This is a genomic window from Streptomyces sp. NPDC001750 (genome assembly GCF_042892615.1).
Classification (GTDB): Bacteria; Actinomycetota; Actinomycetes; order Streptomycetales; family Streptomycetaceae; genus Streptomyces.
The window spans coordinates 82,257-100,950 of the sequence record NZ_JBIAUE010000005.1; the positions used below are offsets into that span (position 1 = coordinate 82,257).

Genomic DNA, 18,694 nt, shown 5'->3' on the forward strand with positions numbered 1-18,694 from the left:
CCGCCGTCGCACGGCAGGCGGCGGTTCGAGGACAGGCCCTCGCCGCCGCGTACGGACCCGGCCGGCCCGGTCCCCGCCGTCCGACGGCGGGCAGGCGCGCGCCGGGAGGGCCCGCCCGCCCCGCGGCTCCCCGCCGGGAGCGGCCGTACCCGTCCGGGGACGCGCACGGCCGCTCCCGCGGGGTCACGAGCCGTGGGACGTGAGCGCGCGCAGACTCCTCGGCCGCATGTCGGTCCAGTTGGCCTCCACGTACTCCACGGCGCCCTCGCGGTCACCAGGGCCGAAGACGACGCTCCAGCCTGCGGGCACGTCCGCGTGGGACGGCCACAGGGAGTGCTGGTCCTCACCGTTGACCAGCACGTAGAACGCGCCCTCGCCGTCGAAGGGGTTGGTGCTCATGGGTTCGCTCCTGTCTCGACCGGTCACCGGCCCGCACCGACCGCGACCGGGGCCATCAGGCTCAGCAGTTCGTCCAACGCCTGGTAGAAGCCCTCGATCTCCGAGACCTCGTTGTACAGATACGCCGAGACCCGGAGGGTCTCCCCACCGGCCAGCTCGGTGACCAGGGGCTGCGCGCACATATGACCGCTGCGCACCATGAAGCCGTAGGAGTCGCTCAGCAGACGGGCGATCTCGCCGGTGGGCACCCCCTCCTCCAGGCGCAGGGTCGCGAGCGCGATCCGGTCGTGCTGGTCCGGGGGCCCGATCAGGCGCACCCCGGGACGGGCGAGCGCCCCGCCCACCAGCGCGGCGCACAGCTCCCGGGCGTGCTGGTGGTGCTCCGGGCCGTCCACCGCCTCCAGGTAGCGGATCGCCGCGGCGCATCCGATGACGGACGCGATGTCGGGCGTCCCCGTCTCGAACTTGAACGGGATGCGCCGGTCGACGCTGCCGTCGAGGTCCACCCAGTCGACCATGCCCCCGCCGACCGACAGGGGGCGCAGCTTCGTGAGGAGCTCGCTGCGGCCGAAGAGGCAGCCGACCCCGGTGGGGCCGAGCATCTTGTGCATGGAGAACGCCATGAAGTCGACGTCCAGCTCATGGACGTTGACCCGCTGGTGGGGCAGGGACTGCGCGGCGTCGAGCACGATCACCGCGTCGCAGGCGGAGCGGACCTCGGCGATCAACTCCTCCACCGGGTGGACGACCCCCGTGACGTTCGAGCAGTGCGTGAGCGCCACCACCTGCGGCCGGCCGCGCAGGAGCGACCGGAAGTGGTCGCGGTCGAGGCGGCCGTGGGCGTCCACCCGCGTCAGGTCGAGACGCCCGACCCGCCGCCACGGCAGCATCTGCGAGTGGTGCGCGTCCAGACAGCCCACGACGTACGGGTCCGGCCCCAGGCCCAGACCGCTCGCGACCAGGTTCAGCGCCTCGCTGGTGTTGCGGACCAGCACCAATTCGTTCGCCGCGGCACCGATGTACCGGGCGAGCACCGTGCGGGACGCCTCGTACGCGTCGGACGCCTCCTCCGACAGCCGGTGCTTCCCGCGGTGGATGTTCGCGCCGTTCGTCTCGTAGTACTCGCTGACGGCATCGACGACCTGGCGCGGCTTCAGCGTCGTGGCGCCGTTGTCCAGGTACGAGATCGCCTGTCCGTCGATCTCCCGCCGCAGCGCCGGGAAGTCGTCCCGTCGGCTCTTCCGCATGGTCATCACGCACCTTCCGCCGAGATGTGGGAGACGCACGGCTGGAACTTCCCGCTGCGCTCGCAGGCGATGTAGTCCACGGCCTCCAGGTGGACGTCGTTCGGGGCCAGGGCCTCGGCCAGCCGGAGCGCGAGCGCCGCGGCGTCCTCGTCCCGTGCCCCGTCGTTCGGGACGTACCGCAGGACGCAGTCACCGCTGCGGTCCTGTTCCAGCTTGTAGAGATCGAGCCAGGGCGCGTCGCCGACCACGGCGTCCACGGCGCCCGGGGTGACGACGCGGCCGTCCCGCAGCCGGACCATGTGCGTGGCCCGGCCCTCGATCCGCACCACCGGCAGATCACTGCCGCAGTCGCACGCGCTGCCCAGCGGGGTGAAGTGGTCGCCCGTGGCGTAGCGGATGCGCGGGATCAGGCCGTCGTCCAGCGTGGTGACGTACAACTCGCCCGTCCCGCCTTCCTCGACGGGCTTGCCGTCCCGGACGAACTCCATGTAGAAGTCACGGTCGTTGACGTGCCGGTTCCCGTGATGGCACTCGAATCCCAGGTACCCCAGCTCGGACATGCCGATCATGTCGCCGATCGGCAGGTCCGCACCCATGAACTCCTCGATCTGGCGCCGGGCGACCCGGGTCATGAGGGTGTAGCCGCACACCATGTGCAACGTGCGGGGCGAGGTGATCCGCCGACCCAGCCGCCGCGCCCACCGGGTCAGGAAGGCGAAGTGCGTCGGATCCACCACCAGCATGTCGGGCTGGTAGATCTCGATCTCGTCGAGCGCCTTGACGATCTGCCACTCCGGGGTCGCCAGCAGGTCGTGGGCGACGGTCAGCACCAGTGTGCCGTCCGGGAGCGTACGGTCCTGAAGGGTCGAGAACCCCGTCGCGCACTCCACGTCCGAGCAGTTGGGCGGCGCGAACCGGCAGATCCTCGGCCGGCTGCCGGGGCGCCACAGCGTGTCGAAGCGACGGTTGACCTTGATCGCGGTGGCCTGACGGCGTGCCAGGTCGAAGGAGAGGATGGCACTGTTCAGACGGTCCCCGGACGTACCGGAGCTCTGGAACCGCATCACGTTGGGCGAGTTGAGGGTGTACCCCTTGGCCAGCACGCCCGCCGGGAAGTTGCGCCGGTAGTGCGGCTTCGAGGTCGGCGGGATCCGCCGGAAGTCCTCCGCGTCCCGGATGTCCTCCGGCCGCAGGCCGTTGGCGTCCATGTGCTCGCGGAAGAAGACGGTGCTGTCGTACGCGTAGGCGATCTCCTCGCGCACGGCCTCGAACACGGTCGCGTCGGTCATGCCATGGCCACCAGCACTGAACGGGTCCCGGTGTAGGGCCTTCTGCCGTGTGCGAACTGCTCGTTGTCGACGACCACGACATCGCCCTCCTGCCACGGGAACGCGATCTCCTCCGCCGCGTAGGCCTCCCGGACCGCGGCCAGGTCGGCCGGGTCCAGCGGACTGCCGTCCCCGTACATGGCGTTGCGCGGCAACTCGTCCTCGGAGAAGCTCTCGCGCAGCTCGCGCTCCACGCTCCCGGGCAGCGAGCTGACGTGGAACAGGTGCGCCTGGTTGAACCAGACCCGCCTGCCCGTCCGCCGCGACTCCAGGGTCGCCTGCACCACGTGCCGGGTACGGAGCCGCTCGCCGCCCAGCCACTCCGCCTGGATGCCGTGCCGCTCGCAGTACGCGGTGACCTCGTCCCGGTCCTCGGTCTGGAACGCCTCCTGCCAGCTCAGGTCCAGACCGTGCCCGAAGTTGCGCACGTACATCACGCCGTGACGCTCGAAGCGCTCGCGCGTCGCGGCCGGCACCCGGTCGTGGACGCGGGCGCTGTCGGCCAGCGGGGTCTCGCCGCCCGTCGCCGCCGGGACCATGCAGGCGAGGAACAGCGTCCCCGGCCACGAGTCGGTGTACGACATCTCGTTGTGCAGGGGGATGGTCTGGTCCGGCGGGTACTCCGTCGAGGTGAAGACCCGGTCGTTGACCCGCGTGCGCGGGGTGGAGCGGTTGTCGTAGTCGCGCAGCTCACCGGCGAGGGCCGTGGCGAGCTCGCCCAGCCCCTCGGCGTCGAGCGGGCTGAAGCCGCGCAGCAGCACGGCACCGTGCTCGTCACGCAGCCGCGCCAGCGTGCTCCCCGAACCGGCCAGCCACTCCCGCGCGTCGAGCCGGGAGACGGCCGGGGTGCACGACACCGCGCGGGTGCCGTCGAACAGCGGGGCCACCCGGACCAGTGCCTCGCTGCTGACCGAGATGGACTTGCGGGCGCTGCCGAAGCGCCCCTTCGGACTCGCCGCGGTCCCCCGGGACATCATTCGCCTCCCGCCTTCTTGTCGAGGAGCTGGTCGATGAACTCGGCGAGCTCCGACACGACGGGCCGCTCGAAGAGGTTGCGCAGCTTGATGTTCACCTTGAACTCGTCGCGCAGCCTGGCGATCAGCTGGGTCGCCAGCAGCGAATGGCCGCCGATCTCGAAGAAGTCGTCGTCGGCACCAGCGGACTTCAGCAGCAGGAGCTGCGCCATGATGTCGGCGACCTTCTTCTCGGTCGGAGTCCGGGGCTCGACGTACGAGGTGGGGACCTCGCTGTAGGAGCCGGGCGCGGGAAGCATCGAGGCGTCGATCTTCCCGGTGCTGGTCAGCGGGAAGGCGTCCAGCGCCACGAAGTGCGCGGGCATCATGAACTCCGGGAGATGCTCCGCCAGGAACTCGCGCAGCCACTCCGCGGACCCGCGGCTTCCCTCGGCATCGGTCACGTAGCCCACGATGTGCCGGGCGGTGCTCTCGCCCGCCACCACGGCCACACTGCCCGTCACCCTCGGGTGCCGGCGCATGACCGCCTCGATCTCGCCCAGCTCCACCCGGAACCCGCGCACCTTGATCTGGCGGTCGACGCGGCCCAGGAACTCGATGCTGCCGTCGGGGAGCAGCCGCGCCCGGTCGCCGGATCGGTACATCCGTGCCCCGGGGACCGGGCTGAACGGGTCGTCGGTGAACCGCTCCCGCTGGTCCGCCGTCCCGGCGAGATAGCCCTGGGACACCGAGGACCCGCCGATCCACAGCTCACCGGGGACGCCGGCGGGCACCGGCCGGCGCTCCGGGTCCAGGATGTAGGCGCGTGCGTGCCGCATCGGCCTGCCGAGCGGCAGGGTGGAGGCCAGACCGGCCAGGTCGTCGGAGGTGATCCGCCCGCAGAGCACGCCGACGGTCGTCTCGGACGGGCCGTAGTGGTTGTAGAGCCGGCAGTCGCCGAGGAAGCCGCGGAACAGGTTGTACGTGCCCCAGCCGACCGGTTCGCCGCCCACCACCAGTGCCTGACGTGGCATCAGTTCGTCCGGGGCGTCGGCCACGGCGAAGACGGCCTCCAGGTGCGAGGGCGTGATCTTCAGGAGGTCGTAGCTCTCCTCGGCCAGCAGCTCCGCGAGCGCCTGCGCGTCCGAGGAGATGTCCGCGGCGACGACCCGGAGCCGGCCGCCCGTCATGAGCGGAGGGAAGAGGGCGGTGTTGCCCAGGTCGGTGCCCAGGGTGCTCAGCGCGACCGAGTCGATCGGGCCGTCGAGGTCCAGCCGGTCGAGCACGCCGTCCAGGTAGGCGGCGAGCTGTCCGTGGCCGACCAGCACCCCCTTCGGTGTCCCGGTGGAGCCCGAGGTGAACAGCACATAGGCGAGGTCGTCGTCGGCCGTCACCACGTCGGGGCACGTGGCGTCGCGGTCGGCGCAGACCGCCGGCTCCGCGTCGACGAGGACGACGTCGCGGTCCCGCGGCAGGTCCGGCGCCGTCTCCCTGGTCGCCACCACATGAGTGAAGCCGACCGCGTCGACGATGGCGGCACGACGCCCCGGGGGCAGGTTCGGGTCGACCGGGACGTAGCCGGCGCCCGCCTTGGCGATCGCGAGCATCGAGACGAGGGCGACGTCGGAGCGTTCCAGACAGAGACCCACCAGGGCCCCGGCGGTCACGCCGCGTGCAATCAGCTCGTTGGCCAGGCGGTTGGCGGCCTCGTCGAGTTCGCGGTAGCTCCAGTCACGCGTATCGGACCGCAACGCCACGGCGTCGGGCGTGCGCCGGGCGGTCCGCTCGACGCGCCGGTGCCAGTGCTCGGCGGGCCGCAGCGGCGGTTCGGCGCCGTTCGTGGCCGCGACGGCCGCCCGCGCGCCCTCCTCGTCGAGCATGGGCAGCGCACGCACGAGGGCCGCGGGGTCGTCGCCCAGCGCGGAGAGGGCTGCCCGCAGGCAGGCGAGGAGCGCCTCGGCGCCTCCCTCGGCCATGCCCAGGCGCTGATGACGCAGCCGGATGCGGATCTCCTCGCCGGAGGACTCCACCCACAGACCGACCTTCCGGCCGTCGTCGGCCGGTTCGATCCACAGACCGGAGAAGGCCGGGGCGTCCTGCGCCGCGAGACCGGCGGCGTCATTGAACCGGAAGCCCGGGATGGCGGCGGTGTGCTGCCTGGCCGGCTCCATGGAGCTCTCGTCCGCGTGCTCGTAGGAGTCGGTCTCCACGCCCACCGTGCGCAGCAGATCGCTCAGCGTGGTCTCCTCGGCAATCGAGGCGAAGACCGGCATGGGGCTCTCGAAATGCCCGATGGACGAGGCCATTTCACTGAACGGCCGCCGCGTGATCAAGGTGTCGACCGCCAGGCCCTCCGGCCGTCCGGTGGCGTGCCAGAGGGCCGTGATCCAGCCGGTCAGCAGGACCGTGCGCAGCCCGCCGTCGGACGTGCCGCCGAGGCTCCGCAGCTTCTGGGCCAGGGGCGCCGGGACCGTCCACCGCACCTCTTCGTGCCCCGCCTCGTCGGAGCGGAGTTCGAGCGGCAGGTGCAGGGGAGGCAGGGCCGCCAGCCGGGCCTCGCGGTCGGCCGCGATCTCCTTCTGCCGCTTGCTCGGCGGCCCCTCCTCGAACTGCCACTGGGCGTAGTCGGCGTACTGGACGACGTCCTCGCGGTGCCACGGGGTGCCGTTCAGCCGCGAGGCGTACGCCTGCCGCAGGTCCCGGAAGAAGATCTCGACCGACGCCGCGTCGACGCTCAGCCGCGGAGCGGACAGGACGAGCGACCGGCTCCGGTCGGTGTGGGTGAACAGGGTCAGACGCACCGTGCACGCGTCGTCCTCGTCGGCGTCCGCGCGCAGTTCCTCGCGGACGAGCGCGCCCAGCGCGTCCTCGTCACCGGAGCGTTCCGACACGAGGATCCGCGGTTCGTCCTCGACGACCATCAGCACGCCGCTGTTCTCGCCGAGGACCTGGCGGTAGGCGGTGCGCAGGCTCTCGTGCACCGACGCCACGTCGTGCGCCGCCCGCTCCAGCACCTCGCGGTCGCACGGGGCCGCGAGGCGCACTCCGGCCACCGTTCTGCTCGACGACGCGCCGGACACGAGGCCGAGGACGTGCTCCTGTTGCTTGGAGAGCCGGAATCCGTCCCACGTCTGGGAAGTCATTTCTGTTCCGTGTCGATGCACAGTTCGCCTCCCGTGAACTTGTTCCACGTGCTGATCGCGTCCGGACCGAGGTATTCGGCGGCCATCTTCCAGAACCCTCCGTATTCCGTCGGAAGGTCCACCAGGGAGTGACCGACCTGCGGGGGCATGTGGGCCAGGACATCGCCCAGCTTCATGCGCAGGAGGTCCAGGAACTCGTCCCGGTCCATCGGAATGTCCTCGCCGGTCCGGCGGTCCTTGATATCCGGCTTCCCGGTCGGACGCATCACATTGCGGAAGCTCTTCCCCAGGGACGCGTAACTCATGACGGAGAAATTGAAGATGACCTGCTCGACCTGCGGTCCGACGACCTCCCGGACCTCGACGCGCTTCCAGTCCGGAATGGACTCGACGTCGTCGTTGTGCAGCCCTTCCGTTCCATAGACACCGTGAAAGAGCCCGGCGAGGCAGATGTGCTCCTTCGCCTTCATGTCCTGGAGGATGGTACATGCGCGAAGCATGTGGTCCATCAACGTCACGTCCTGATGCGCGACCTTGTGCATCCCTAACCGCACGAGGTCGCTCCGGTATTCCTGAGCGTCAAGCACCTAACACTCCTTGCTGGCTGTTTGCTTGCTTTTCTCGATTCCGACATCAGAGATGTCTCGAATTCGCCGAAGGGGCGAGCTCATTGTCATGAGTGCCGGAATCAGGTATCCGCCGCCGAGCACGGCGATCGTGGAACGGGTTCCGAACGCCTCGCCCAGGAATCCGCCGACGAGTGCCCCGACGGGGAGCGTTCCCCATACGAGGAATCGAATGGCGGCCGTTGTTCTCCCCATCAGGTGATCGGGGGTGATCATCTGCCGGATGCTGATGACATTGACATTGAAGAGCGGCTGACTGGCATTGATGAGCATGAAGCCGGACGCGACGACGACGATCGCCAGGAGCGACGAACCGTCGGCGGCGACCAGGAGAATTCCGCCGGCGCCGGCCGAGCACATGGAGAGCACGATGCCCCGGCCAAGTCCGCACCACCTGTTGACGGTGCCCATCACCAGGACTCCCAGTACGGCGCCCACGCTGCCCGCGAGCACGACGATCGCGATGTTCGTGGCGCTCAGCCGCAGCTCACGCGCGAGGTAGACGAAGAAGACCGCGAGCAGGGCCTGGTACAGCAGGTTCCACGTCGCGCCGATGACGGCGTTCCAGCGAAGAAAACTGGTCTCGCGGACGAAGCGCAGGCCGGCCTTGAAATCCGACCAGAGCGAGGAATCGCGTGGCGCCCGGGGAACCGGCTCGGTGGGACGCGTCGAGTGGACGAACAGTGCCGAGAATACGAACGAAAGGGCATCCACCGCAATGGAGACCGGTACGGAAACGACTTTCAGGAGGCCCGCGGCGACACCCGGCCCCGACATCTCCGCCACCGAACGGCTCGTCTCCAGCCAGCGGTTGGCCGTCAGCAGATCACCCGGTTCCACGAGGGAGGTGAGGACGCTCTGATAGGCGATGTCGAAGAAGACGGTGCAGGAACCCACGGCGAAAGCAATGAAGAAGAGCCACTCGATGGTCAGGGCGTCCGAGAACGCCGCCACCGGGATCAGTCCCAGGAGCACGGCACGGATCCAGTCCGTGACGATCAGCACGGTCCGCGGCCGCCAGCGGTCGACGAGAACGCCGGCGACCAGGCCGAACACCAGAAAGGGCGCCCTCTCCAGCGCAGAGAGGATGCCCACTTCCGACACACTCGCGTGAAGCAGCGAGATCGCTATGAGAGGAAAGGCGATGAGGGTGATCTGGGAACCGAAGACCGAGATGGACTGCGCGCACCAGAGTCTGCGGAAGTTCGGCCGCTCGACAGCGAACGACCACCATTTTTGCCGTGCGGACACCACATTGTCCATAAGCCCTCGCCGGTAGAAATACGAGGGTGGTCGCCGAACGTGGCGTGGCCCCCTCCTGCGCCGTAGCAGCGGTGAAAGTAACCCACCTTGGTTATCGGACGGTTATGCAGGCGGAAGGCGCCGAACCGGCCTTCCGGCGTGAGAGGAAGCCCCTCGGTTCCGGACCCGGCAGGGTACGGGGTGCGGGAGCCGACGGCCGCGCGAGCCCGGCTCGGGGGACGTTCTCCGATGGCGGACGGCTCCGCCGGAAAGCGCCGTGCGACCGTCGAAGCCGTCGATCGAGGCTCGTAACCGAACCAGAACTGGGCCCACCTACTCTGGGCCCGTTCGGAGGCGATGAAGCGTCGGCAGGAGGCGGTTCTCCACGCCCACGGATGCTCGGGGGCGACGCGCCTCGGCGGTGCGGTGGATCGCGTGCGCCGTGGGGCAGGTCGGGGGAGGCCGGGCGGATTCGTGTGGCCGGCCAGGGACTTCGCCCGTCGGACCGGGCGTGTGCCGGGCCGAGGGAGCCGTACGGCGTGTTCGTCGGCGCCGGACGGCGCTCGTCCCTCGCGTCGCAGGGCCCGGCGGCGTCGGACGGCCCGCATCGGCGCCCGCCGTGGTCTCGCAGGAAGCTAACGGTTTCGATCGCACGCGCCTTGGTCCTTTCAGGCCCGCCAGTTGGGAGAGCCCGCATGATCCAGTCGTCTCCGGCGCAGCAGCGGTTGTGGTTCCTCAATCAGTTGGAGGACGCCGATGCCGCCTACAACCTGCCCTTCGTGCTGCGGTTGCGGGGGCCGGTGGACCGGGAGGCGTTGGGATCCGCCCTGTGGGACACCGTGCTCCGGCAGGAGAGCCTGCGGACGGTCTTCGTCGACCAGGGCGGTGTTCCCTGGCAGCGGGTGCTGGAGCCGGAGGAGTTCGAGGTGCCGCTGGACGTGGTGGCAGTGACCGAGGGCGCACTGGAGGGGGAGCTGGCGGCCGAAGCGAGCCGGTGCTTCGACCTGTCCTCGGAGATCCCGCTCAGGGCCCGGCTGTTCGAGGTGGGGCCGCAGGAACACGTCCTGTTGCTGGTGGCGCATCACATCGCGATGGACGGCTGGTCGCTGGAACCGTTGTTCCGCGATGTGTCGACGGCGTACGCGGCGAGGCTGGAGGGGCGGGAGCCGGAGTGGGAGCCGCTTCCGGTGAGTTACGCGGACTATGCGGTGTGGCAGCGCGAGGTGCTGGGTGAGGAGTCCGACCCCGAGAGCCCGGTGAGCCGGCAACTGGATTACTGGCGGGCGACGTTGGAGGGTGTCCCGCAGGAGCTGGCCCTGCCGTACGACCGGCCGCGTCCGGCGGTGGGTTCGCGTCGCGGCGATCTGGTGCCGGTCGTCCTGGACGCCGAACGCCACCGGGCCCTGACCGGTCTTGCGCAGCGCACCGGGACGAGCCTGTTCATGGTGGTCCAGACGGCGCTGGCGGCGCTGTTGACCCGGATGGGCGCGGGGCACGACATCCCGATCGGCTCTCCCGCGGCCGGCCGTGCCGACGAGGCATTGGACGACGTCGTCGGCTTCTTCGTCAACACCCTGGTCCTGCGGGTGGACACCTCGGGAAATCCCACGTTCGAGGAGTTGCTGAGGCGGGTGCGGGACGTGGACCTGGAGGCGTTCAGCCACCAGGACGTGCCCTTCGACCGCCTCGTGGAAGAACTCAACCCGGACCGCTCGCTGTCCCGCCACGCGCTGTTCCAGGTGATGCTCTCGCTGGAGGAGAACGAAGGGACCCTGCGGCTGCCCGGGGTGGTCTGCGAGGAACGGCCCTTCCACCTCCCCAGCGCCCGGTGGGATCTCAATCTGACCCTGACCGTGACGCCCCGCCACAACGGCGCCCCGAGCGCCCTGACCGGATACCTGGAGTACGCCACCGACCTGTTCGACCGCGCCACCGCCGAGGCTCTGGCGCTGCGGCTGGTGAGAGTCCTCGAAGAGGTCTGCGCGGATCCGACGCGGGCGATCGGTGACATCGACCTCTTCGCCCCGGACGAGCGCGCACGCATCCTCGACACGTGGAACGACACCACCCGCCCGCTGCCCGAGGGCACGATCCCGGACCTGTTCGAGTCGCAGGCCGCCCGCACCCCGGAGGCGATCGCGCTGGTGGACGGGCGGACCACATGGACGTACCGGGAACTGGACGAACGGGCCGACCGTCTGGCGCGGACCCTCGCCGCTCACGGCGTCGGCCCCGAGGCGGTGGTCGCGGTCGCCATGGAACGCTCGGCCGAGCTCCTCGCCGTGCTCCTGGCCGTGCTGAAGGCGGGCGGCACATACCTGCCCGTCGACGACCGGTACCCGACGGATCGCGTCGCGTTCATGCTCGCCGACGCGCGACCGGCCCTGATCGTGACGGCGGGCACCGTGCGCGACACCGTTCGGCGGGCGGCGCACGACACCGGCACCCCGGTGCTGACGCTCGACGCTCCCGGGACGACGGCCGAGCCGGCCGGGGCCGTACCGGACGAGCCGGCCGGGGCCGACCGCGCCCTCCCCCTGCTGCCCGGTCACCTCGCCTACATCGTCTACACCTCCGGATCCACCGGCCGGCCCAAGGGGGTCGCCGTCCCGCACGCCGCCGTGATCCGGCTGGCGCGCGGCTCGGGCTTCATGGAACTCGGCCGCGGCGACGTCTTCGCGCAGATGTCCTCGGTGTCGTTCGACGCGGCCACCCTGGAGATCTGGGGAACGCTCCTCAACGGCGCGACCCTGGCGATTCCCCCCGCGGGACTCCTCTCGACCGCGGAACTGCGCGCCTTCCTGGCCACGCACCGGGTGACCGCGCTGTGGCTGACGGCCGAGCTGTTCCACCAGGCGGTCGACGCGGACGCCGAGGCGTTCGCCGGTCTGCGGTATCTGCTGGCCGGAGGCGATGTGCTCGCCGCGTCGCAGTGCCGGGCGCTGCTGGAATCCGCCCCCTCGGTCGCCTTGATCAACGGTTACGGGCCGACGGAGAACACGACGTTCACCACGACCCACCCCGTACGAGCCGCCGACCTGACCGGGAGCGCCGGTGTGCCCGTGGGGCGGCCCATCGGCAACACACGGGTGTACGTGCTCGACGAACACCTCGCCCCCGTGCCGCCGGGCGTGGTCGGCGAGCTGTACACCTCGGGCACCGGTCTGGCCCGGGGCTACCACAACCGCCCCGGGCTCACCGCCGAGCGCCTGGTCGCCTGCCCCTTCGGCCCGGCGGGCGCCCGCATGTACCGGACCGGGGACCTGGTCCGCTGGAGCCCCGACGGGGTACTGGAGTTCGCGGGCCGCGCCGACGACCAGGTGAAGGTCCGTGGATTCCGGATCGAGCCCGGCGAGATCGAGACGGTGGTCCTGGAGACACCGGGGGTGGGCCGGGCCGTGGTCGTGGTGCGCGAGGACGCCCCCGGTGACCGGCGCCTCGTCGCGTACGTGGTCCCGACGGGCCGGCCCCGAACGGGCGGCGATGCCGCGCCGCGGACCGTCGACGACCACGAACTCTCCTCGTCCGTACGGAGGTTCGCCGCGTCACGGCTCCCGGAGTACATGGTCCCCGTCGCGGTGGTCGTGCTCGACGCCGTACCGGTGACCGCGAACGGCAAGCTGGACCGCCGGGCACTGCCCGCGCCCGGCCGCGCCGCGGCCGGCTCCGGGGCCGGGCCCGCCGGTTCGCACCGTACGCTCGCCACCGAACGGGAACGCGTCCTGTCCGGCCTGTTCGCCGAGGCGCTCGGCCTCGAACGGGTCGGCCTGCACGACAGCTTCTTCTCCCTGGGCGGCCATTCGCTCCTGGCCACCAGACTGATCAACAGCGTGCGCTCCACGTTCTCCGTGGAGCTTCCGCTCAAGGCACTGTTCCAGGCGCCGACGGTGGCCTCACTGATGGGAGTCATCAGCGGCAACGAGGAATCCCGTCCCCCCTTGCGGCGTCAGGAGCGCACCGGGCCGGTCGAGCTCTCGCTGGCGCAGCAGCGGCTGTGGTTCCTCAACCAGCTCGAGGACTGCAGCGGCACCTACAACGTGCCCGTCGCGTTGCGGCTGCGCGGGAGCGTGGACCGGGAAGCCTTGCGGGCCGCGTTGCGGGACACGATGGTCCGGCAGGAGAGTCTGCGGACGGTCTTCGTCGACGAGGGCGGTGTTCCCTCGCAGCGGGTGCTGGAGCCGGGGGAGTTCGAGGTTCCGTTGAGCGTGGTGGCGGTGACGGAGGACGACCTGGAGGGGGAGCTGGCCGCCGAGGCGAGCCGGGGTTTCGACCTCTCCGCGGAACTCCCGCTCAGGGCCCGGCTGTTCGAGATCCGCCCCCGGGAGAGCGTGCTGTTGTTGTCGATGCATCACATCGCGATGGACGGCTGGTCGCTGGAGCCGTTGTTCCGGGACCTCTCGACGGCCTATACGGCCAGGCTGGCGGGGCGTGAACCCGAGTGGGCGCCGCTTCCGGTGCAGTACACGGACTACGCGGTGTGGCAGCGCCGGGTGCTGGGCGAGGAGTCCGATCCCGAGAGCCTGGCCGGCCGCCAACTGCGTTACTGGCGCGAGGCACTGGCGGGGATACCCGATGGGCTGGCGCTGCCGTACGACCGGCCGCGTCTGGCGGTGAGCTCGCATCGCGGCGATCTCGTCCCAGTCGTCCTGGACGCGGAGCTGCACCGGGCGCTGACCGGGCTGGCCCGGCGCACCGGGACCAGCCTGTTCATGGTGTTCCAGGCCGCGTTCGCCGCGTTGCTGACCCGGATGGGTGCGGGGCACGACATCCCGATCGGCTCTCCCACGGCCGGCCGCACCGACCAAGCCCTCGACGACCTGGTCGGCTTCTTCGTCAACACCCTGGTCCTGCGGGTGGACACCTCGGGAAATCCCACGTTCGAGGAGTTGCTGAAGCGGGTGCGGGACGTGGACCTGGAGGCGTTCAGCCACCAGGACGTGCCCTTCGACCGCCTCGTGGAAGAACTCAACCCCCACCGCTCGCTGTCCCGTCACGCGTTGTTCCAGATCATGTTCATGTTGAACGAGTCGGGCGACGTGCTGCGACTGCCCGGCGTGCGATGCGCGGAGGAGCCCGTCGACTTCCCCGTCGTGCGTTTCGACATGTGGCTGGGCCTGACGGAGTCGAAGTCGGCCGAAGGGGAGTGCGAGGGAGTCGTCGGAGAACTGCGCTACAGCGTCGACCTCTTCGAGCACTCCACGGTCAAGGACCTCGTGGAGAGGTTCGTGGAGCTGCTGCGTACGGTCGCGGCCCGTCCGGGGGACCCCCTGGAGCCGACACGGTCCCCCCGCGGGCTCACGGCCGTGCGCAGAAGGCCGGTACGCAACGCGGGCCGGCCCGATCCGGCGAGATGAACGCGAGGAACGGCGAGTTCCCGCGCGAGAACCCATGTGCGCGGTCCGCTTCGCAGAGGCGTGCGACGCGTGCCACCGAGGCGGCCGTCCGCCCCCGTCGGCCCGACGACGGCCTTCCCGCGGACGCGAGGCGGCCGGAAGAGCGCCGTCCTCCGTACGGGCCGCTCCGGGGGCGCGCGCCCGATGACGACCATGCAGTTCAAGCCCGAGTGCCGGGAGGCGCCGTGAACGACTCGATCCAGACATCGGCGAGCATCAGGAGCCGCTACGAGCGGGAGGGCTGGTTCCGGTCATCGGAGGTCCTGGACGAGGGGGTGATCGCCCGTGTGACGGAGCGGATCGAAGCCCTGAGCACCCAGGAACGGCCCGAGGTCGTGTACGAGAAGGACAACCGGACCGTGCGCGGCATCCATGGATGCCACCTGTTCGACGACGTGTGCCGCCGTCTCGTCCGGCTGCCCGCGCTTCTGGGACTGGCCGAGGAACTGCTCGGCGAGCCGGTCTACGTCTACCAGTTCAAGGTCAACATGAAGCAGCCCGGAGAGGGCGCCGCGTGGCCCTGGCACCAGGACTTCGCGTTCTGGAGCCGGGAGGACGGAATGCCCGCCGACAAGGCGGTCAACATCGCGGTCCTGCTCGACGAGGTCCACCAGGAGAACGGCCCGTTGCGCGTCATCCCCGGCAGTCACCGCCAGGGGCTGATCGACTCCGAGACCGGCGGCGCCTCCGGCGGGCCGGGAGGCGACTGGCGCAAGCACGTCTCCGCGGACCTGGAACACACCGTCCCCGACAAGCGGGCCGAGGACCTGGCCCAGGAGTTGGGCACCGCCCTGGTGACGGGACCGACGGGCACGCTCTACGCCTTCCACCCGACGATCGTCCACGCGTCGTCCAACAACCTCTCGCCCGACCGCCGGGCGATGCTGCTGGTGACCTACAACGCCGTGAGCAACGCCCCCGAGCGGCTGACCCGGCCGGAATTCCTGGTGAGCCGGGACACCACCGCGCTAAGGGCTGTCCCGTAACCCCTGGTGGGCGCCCGACGACGGCTGCGGCGCCTCGCCGCGTTGTCGGGGCGCCCGCATACGTCCCGTATGCGGGCGCCCCTCCGCCTTGCGATGCACCCATCCGACGCCGCGCGCCGATCCACCACGGATTGCGCGACAGCCCTTGGCCGCGGTCGGCGCGAACACACTGTGAGCACCGGGCACGGCCCGTCGGCTCCCGCAGACCGTCCCGCGGCCGTCCCGCGTGCCTGCGCCGATGCGGTGGCGGACCGTGCTCCCGACACGGGCGGGGGTGATCTTGCCGGGCCGCGGAACGCGTCGGTCCGCCTCGGGAGCCGGGCGGCCGTCAGGGAGGATCGAGCAGAACGGTGCACGTGAACCGGCGTACGGCTCCCTGCCGGGCGGTCACCCGGACCGTACGGCGGGCCGCCGCGCCGTCCGCCGTCCCGGCACCGGACTCGGACTCGGCCTCGATCCAGCAGGGCGCGTCCAGCTCGGCATAGCGGTGGAACGAGGCGTCCATGCCGATCACGGCCATCGGCGTCGGGGCGAGTGCGGCGTGCGCCGCCTGGCGGGCGCCCTCGAGCAGCAGCATCCCGGGGATGTGGTCGACGGGGTGGTCGAAGAGCACCGGATGGGTCAGGTCCACGCGCAGCCGACTGCGGGCCGGGGAACCGGCCGGGGAGAGGACGACATCGGTGAGGCTGTCACGGGCGACGTCGGCGGGAGCCATGGGCGGGGCGGGGGGAAGGGCGCCGGCGAGTGCGGCGTCCAGGTCCCCGTAACGGCCGCGCAGCCAGGCGTAGATGGCCGGAGAGTGGTTGTGGAAGCCCAGTTCGGCGCGGCCGATCGTCCGCCCGCCGCGGATCATCCGTACCCGCATGGAAAGCGACACCAGTCGTCCGGCGCGCCGGACGACGTCCGCGCAGGTGATGTGGAGTTCCACCTCGGGACGGTCGGCGGTCGCCGCCAGGGCGGCCATGTCGGCCGTGCAGCGGAAGTAGTCCCAGGACTGTCTGTGCCCGAAGGGCACGTCGTACCCGGCATGGCTGAGCAGCGGCACCGCCTGCCGTACGGACTCGGCGACCAGCAGCGGATCGTAGCCGCCGTGCACCGGGCGATAGAAGCGATGGCGCGTGGGCCAGCGGGCGACGACACGGAAGGCGTCGGGGCCCGAGCGCCGGTAGGCGGCGAGCAGGATTTCGGACTCGTCGGTCTTGTGCACGTAGACACCCGGTACGCGGTCGACGAGGCCGGGTGCCCGGCCCAGGCCGTCGACCCCCGGAGCGTCGTCGATCACATGGACCTCCCCGATGCGGGCACGGGTCTGACCTTGCCGGGCGTGAAGTGGCTCGATGTCATGGGCGCAACCTACAGAGAACTCGCTCTGCTGTGCCGCGAGTTCGGTCAAGGACCTTGACTCGCCCGGGAGTCGCGAACGCCCCGTGGCAGCCCGGATTCCTCCTTGTGCACCGCTCCTAGGATAAGAAGGGACGTTTCATTTGGAGTGGAGAGGGGCGGCCGATGGGTCGGCCACGACAAGAACGGGCCGCGCGGACGCGCGAAGCGCTCCTGCGGGCTGCGGCCGAGGCGTTCGGCCAGCACGGGTACGCCGGTTCGAGCATCAACCAGATCCTCAGCCCCGGCTCTCCCGGTGGCGCGGACCACCGGGGCCGGGGGGACTGAGATGCTGAACGGCAAGGTCGCCATGATCACGGGGGCGTCCAGCGGGATCGGTGCCGCGGCCGCGCGCCTGTTCGCCCGGGAGGGCGCGGCGGTGGTGCTGATGGCCCGTCGGCGGGAGTCCCTGGCGCGGATCGAGGAGGAGATCCGTGGCGCCGGGGGCCGGGCTCTTGCCGTCCCCGGTGACGTGACGGTCCCGCAGGACGTGGAGCGTGCCGTGTCGATGGCCGTGGACACCTTCGGCTCGCTGGACGCCGCGTTCAACAACGCCGGGTTCGCCACGGCCGGCACCCCGCTGCACGAGATCGACGACGAGGTGTACGCCCGGACGATGGACGTCAACGTGCGCGGCGTGTGGAACTGCCTGCGGCACCAGATCCCGGTGATGCTCGCCTCCGGCCGCGGCGGGTCGGTGGTCAACACCTCCAGCGTGGCCGGTGTGCGCGCCACCAGCGCCTCCGCCGCGTACATCGCGGCGAAGCACGCCGTGATCGGGCTGACCAGGGCCGCCGCACAGGACTACGGGCACCGGGGCATCCGTGTCAACGCCCTGGTCGTGGGCAGCACGAGAACGGAGATGATGGACGAACTGATCTCCCGCTCGCCCCACTTGGAGGAGCGCTTCCGGTCGCACACGCTGCGCGGGCGCATCGCGTCCGCCCAGGAGGTGGCGGAGGCCGCGGCCTGGCTCTGCAGCGACCGGGCGTCGTTCGTGACGGGGATCGCGATGCCCGTGGACGGCGGCCGGACCGCGGTCTGACACCGCGCACCCGGGCGCGCACGGCGAGGGGGGTCCCGAGAGGGGGCCGCCCCCTCGCCGTGGGGGAGCCCGCTCGCTCCGGTACCGGGGTATTGGGGTCCGCACACCTCTGGAAAAATATAACGAGCGTTTGGTTTGCTTCTGCTGCTGCTCGGCCGGACCTCCGATCGCTCGCCCGTCGCCGTCCGCAGCGTTCCGGCCCACTGGAAGAGGTGACATGGGGACCGAGAAGAAGTCCGATCGCACCCGGAGGCGGTTGATCCGGGCCGCGGCGGTCGAGATCGACCGGAACGGCTACGAGCGCGCCACGCTCGCCCGCATCTGCCGACTGGCCGATGTGTCCATGGGAGCTCTGACTTTTCACTTCGCCTCCAAGAGCGAGCTGGCGGACGCCGTTCGGGCCGATGCCCGCGCGCTCGTGGACGCCCGGACGGAACAGGTGGCGAACGACCCGTCGCCGGCCCTGGGCTCCGCCGTCGGTCTGACCGTCGGGCTCGCCCGTCTGCTGGAGGGCGAGGCGGTGGTGCGTTCCGCGGCGCGTCTGGCCCGGGACGATCCGCGTGGCGCCGTCGACTGGACGGCCGCGTGGATCCCCGTGGTGCGCGAGCTTCTCCTCAGGGCCGACCGCGAGGGGGAGCTGCGGCCGGGCGTGGATCCGGACACGGTGGTCGCGCTGGCCGCCTGCCTGCTGGCGGGGGCGGAGGCCCTTGCCCGGACGCCGGACGGAACCGCTCCCGCCGGGGCTGTCGACCAGCTCGAATCCATGTGGCGGGTGGTGCTGGGCGGTGCCGCCCGTACACCGGGCGAATCGGACGACCGGCGGCAGGGCTCCGCACGCTCCGGTCACCGATCCTGAGCGGACAGTATTGATCCCCTAGTAAACAAAGCGCGGGTTCTGTATGTTTCATGGGCGCGGGCGCCCCAGGGCTCGAACGGGCCGGGTGCACCTGCG

General features: G+C 70.8%; 13 protein-coding genes. 5 read left to right on the plus strand and 8 right to left on the minus strand.

Translation table 11 applies throughout. From position 1 onward, the window contains the following. Positions 1-183: 183 nt before the first annotated feature. The 7 genes from ACFYY6_RS10675 to ACFYY6_RS10705 are packed head-to-tail and all read right to left on the minus strand — an operon-like array spanning position 184 to position 8,959. Positions 184-399 carry an MbtH family NRPS accessory protein gene (locus ACFYY6_RS10675; protein WP_351517383.1) on the minus strand — a complete coding sequence of 72 codons (216 nt, stop codon included), beginning with the start codon at positions 397-399 and terminating at the stop codon, positions 184-186. Between the two features lie 23 nt (positions 400-422). After that, the gene (locus ACFYY6_RS10680) at positions 423-1,652 is read right to left on the minus strand and encodes an aminotransferase class V-fold PLP-dependent enzyme (protein WP_389192663.1); all 1,230 of its coding nucleotides are present in this window, start codon (positions 1,650-1,652) and stop codon (positions 423-425) included. Further along, entirely contained in the window at positions 1,652-2,935 is a 1,284-nt protein-coding gene (locus ACFYY6_RS10685; protein ID WP_351517379.1) for a hypothetical protein, read from the minus strand. Before ACFYY6_RS10685 ends, ACFYY6_RS10680 begins: the two co-directional genes overlap by 1 nt. After that, the gene (locus ACFYY6_RS10690) at positions 2,932-3,951 is read right to left on the minus strand and encodes a TauD/TfdA family dioxygenase (protein ID WP_351517378.1); all 1,020 of its coding nucleotides are present in this window, start codon (positions 3,949-3,951) and stop codon (positions 2,932-2,934) included. The genes ACFYY6_RS10685 and ACFYY6_RS10690 overlap by 4 nt, the downstream gene beginning before the upstream one ends. Further along, entirely contained in the window at positions 3,948-7,070 is a 3,123-nt protein-coding gene (locus ACFYY6_RS10695) for an amino acid adenylation domain-containing protein (protein ID WP_389192665.1), read from the minus strand. Before ACFYY6_RS10695 ends, ACFYY6_RS10690 begins: the two co-directional genes overlap by 4 nt. Next, on the minus strand, positions 7,067-7,657 hold the full coding sequence (locus tag ACFYY6_RS10700; RefSeq protein WP_388651071.1) for a DUF6817 domain-containing protein: 591 nt from the start codon (positions 7,655-7,657) through the stop codon (positions 7,067-7,069). Before ACFYY6_RS10700 ends, ACFYY6_RS10695 begins: the two co-directional genes overlap by 4 nt. Next, entirely contained in the window at positions 7,658-8,959 is a 1,302-nt protein-coding gene (locus ACFYY6_RS10705; RefSeq protein WP_389192668.1) for an MFS transporter, read from the minus strand. Between the two features lie 674 nt (positions 8,960-9,633). Between ACFYY6_RS10705 and ACFYY6_RS10710 the strand changes: the two genes are divergently transcribed. Both ACFYY6_RS10710 and ACFYY6_RS10715 read left to right on the plus strand, forming a co-directional pair. Continuing rightward, positions 9,634-14,292, plus strand: a complete 4,659-nt coding sequence (locus ACFYY6_RS10710; RefSeq protein ID WP_389192671.1) for an amino acid adenylation domain-containing protein — start codon at positions 9,634-9,636, stop codon at positions 14,290-14,292. 224 nt (positions 14,293-14,516) lie between these two features. Continuing rightward, the gene (locus ACFYY6_RS10715) at positions 14,517-15,317 is read left to right on the plus strand and encodes a phytanoyl-CoA dioxygenase family protein (RefSeq protein WP_386608267.1); all 801 of its coding nucleotides are present in this window, start codon (positions 14,517-14,519) and stop codon (positions 15,315-15,317) included. Between the two features lie 328 nt (positions 15,318-15,645). On the opposite strand, the gene ACFYY6_RS10720 is transcribed toward ACFYY6_RS10715, so the two are convergent. Next, complete coding sequence (locus ACFYY6_RS10720) at positions 15,646-16,599, minus strand: ScbA/BarX family gamma-butyrolactone biosynthesis protein (protein WP_351623756.1); 954 nt, start codon at positions 16,597-16,599, stop codon at positions 15,646-15,648. A gap of 224 nt (positions 16,600-16,823) precedes the next feature. Between ACFYY6_RS10720 and ACFYY6_RS10725 the strand changes: the two genes are divergently transcribed. From ACFYY6_RS10725 to ACFYY6_RS10735, 3 genes are all read left to right on the plus strand, one after another. After that, positions 16,824-16,985 (plus strand): hypothetical protein, encoded by a 162-nt coding sequence (locus ACFYY6_RS10725; RefSeq protein ID WP_351623754.1) that lies wholly within the window; start codon positions 16,824-16,826, stop codon positions 16,983-16,985. Between the two features lies 1 nt (position 16,986). Continuing rightward, positions 16,987-17,742 (plus strand): SDR family NAD(P)-dependent oxidoreductase, encoded by a 756-nt coding sequence (locus ACFYY6_RS10730; protein ID WP_389192676.1) that lies wholly within the window; start codon positions 16,987-16,989, stop codon positions 17,740-17,742. A 217-nt stretch (positions 17,743-17,959) separates the two neighbouring features. Further along, complete coding sequence (locus tag ACFYY6_RS10735) at positions 17,960-18,598, plus strand: TetR family transcriptional regulator (RefSeq protein ID WP_351623750.1); 639 nt, start codon at positions 17,960-17,962, stop codon at positions 18,596-18,598. Positions 18,599-18,694: the final 96 nt, after the last annotated feature.

Coding starts and splice junctions, on each gene's coding strand:
- ACFYY6_RS10675 (WP_351517383.1), bottom strand. CDS start 399: ATGAGCACCAACCCCTTCGACGGCGAGGGCGCGTTCTACGTGCTGGTC.
- ACFYY6_RS10680 (WP_389192663.1), bottom strand. CDS start 1,652: ATGACCATGCGGAAGAGCCGACGGGACGACTTCCCGGCGCTGCGGCGG.
- ACFYY6_RS10685 (WP_351517379.1), bottom strand. CDS start 2,935: ATGACCGACGCGACCGTGTTCGAGGCCGTGCGCGAGGAGATCGCCTAC.
- ACFYY6_RS10690 (WP_351517378.1), bottom strand. CDS start 3,951: ATGATGTCCCGGGGGACCGCGGCGAGTCCGAAGGGGCGCTTCGGCAGC.
- ACFYY6_RS10695 (WP_389192665.1), bottom strand. CDS start 7,070: ATGACTTCCCAGACGTGGGACGGATTCCGGCTCTCCAAGCAACAGGAG.
- ACFYY6_RS10705 (WP_389192668.1), bottom strand. CDS start 8,959: ATGGACAATGTGGTGTCCGCACGGCAAAAATGGTGGTCGTTCGCTGTC.
- ACFYY6_RS10710 (WP_389192671.1), top strand. CDS start 9,634: ATGATCCAGTCGTCTCCGGCGCAGCAGCGGTTGTGGTTCCTCAATCAG.
- ACFYY6_RS10725 (WP_351623754.1), top strand. CDS start 16,824: ATGGGTCGGCCACGACAAGAACGGGCCGCGCGGACGCGCGAAGCGCTC.
- ACFYY6_RS10730 (WP_389192676.1), top strand. CDS start 16,987: ATGCTGAACGGCAAGGTCGCCATGATCACGGGGGCGTCCAGCGGGATC.
- ACFYY6_RS10735 (WP_351623750.1), top strand. CDS start 17,960: ATGGGGACCGAGAAGAAGTCCGATCGCACCCGGAGGCGGTTGATCCGG.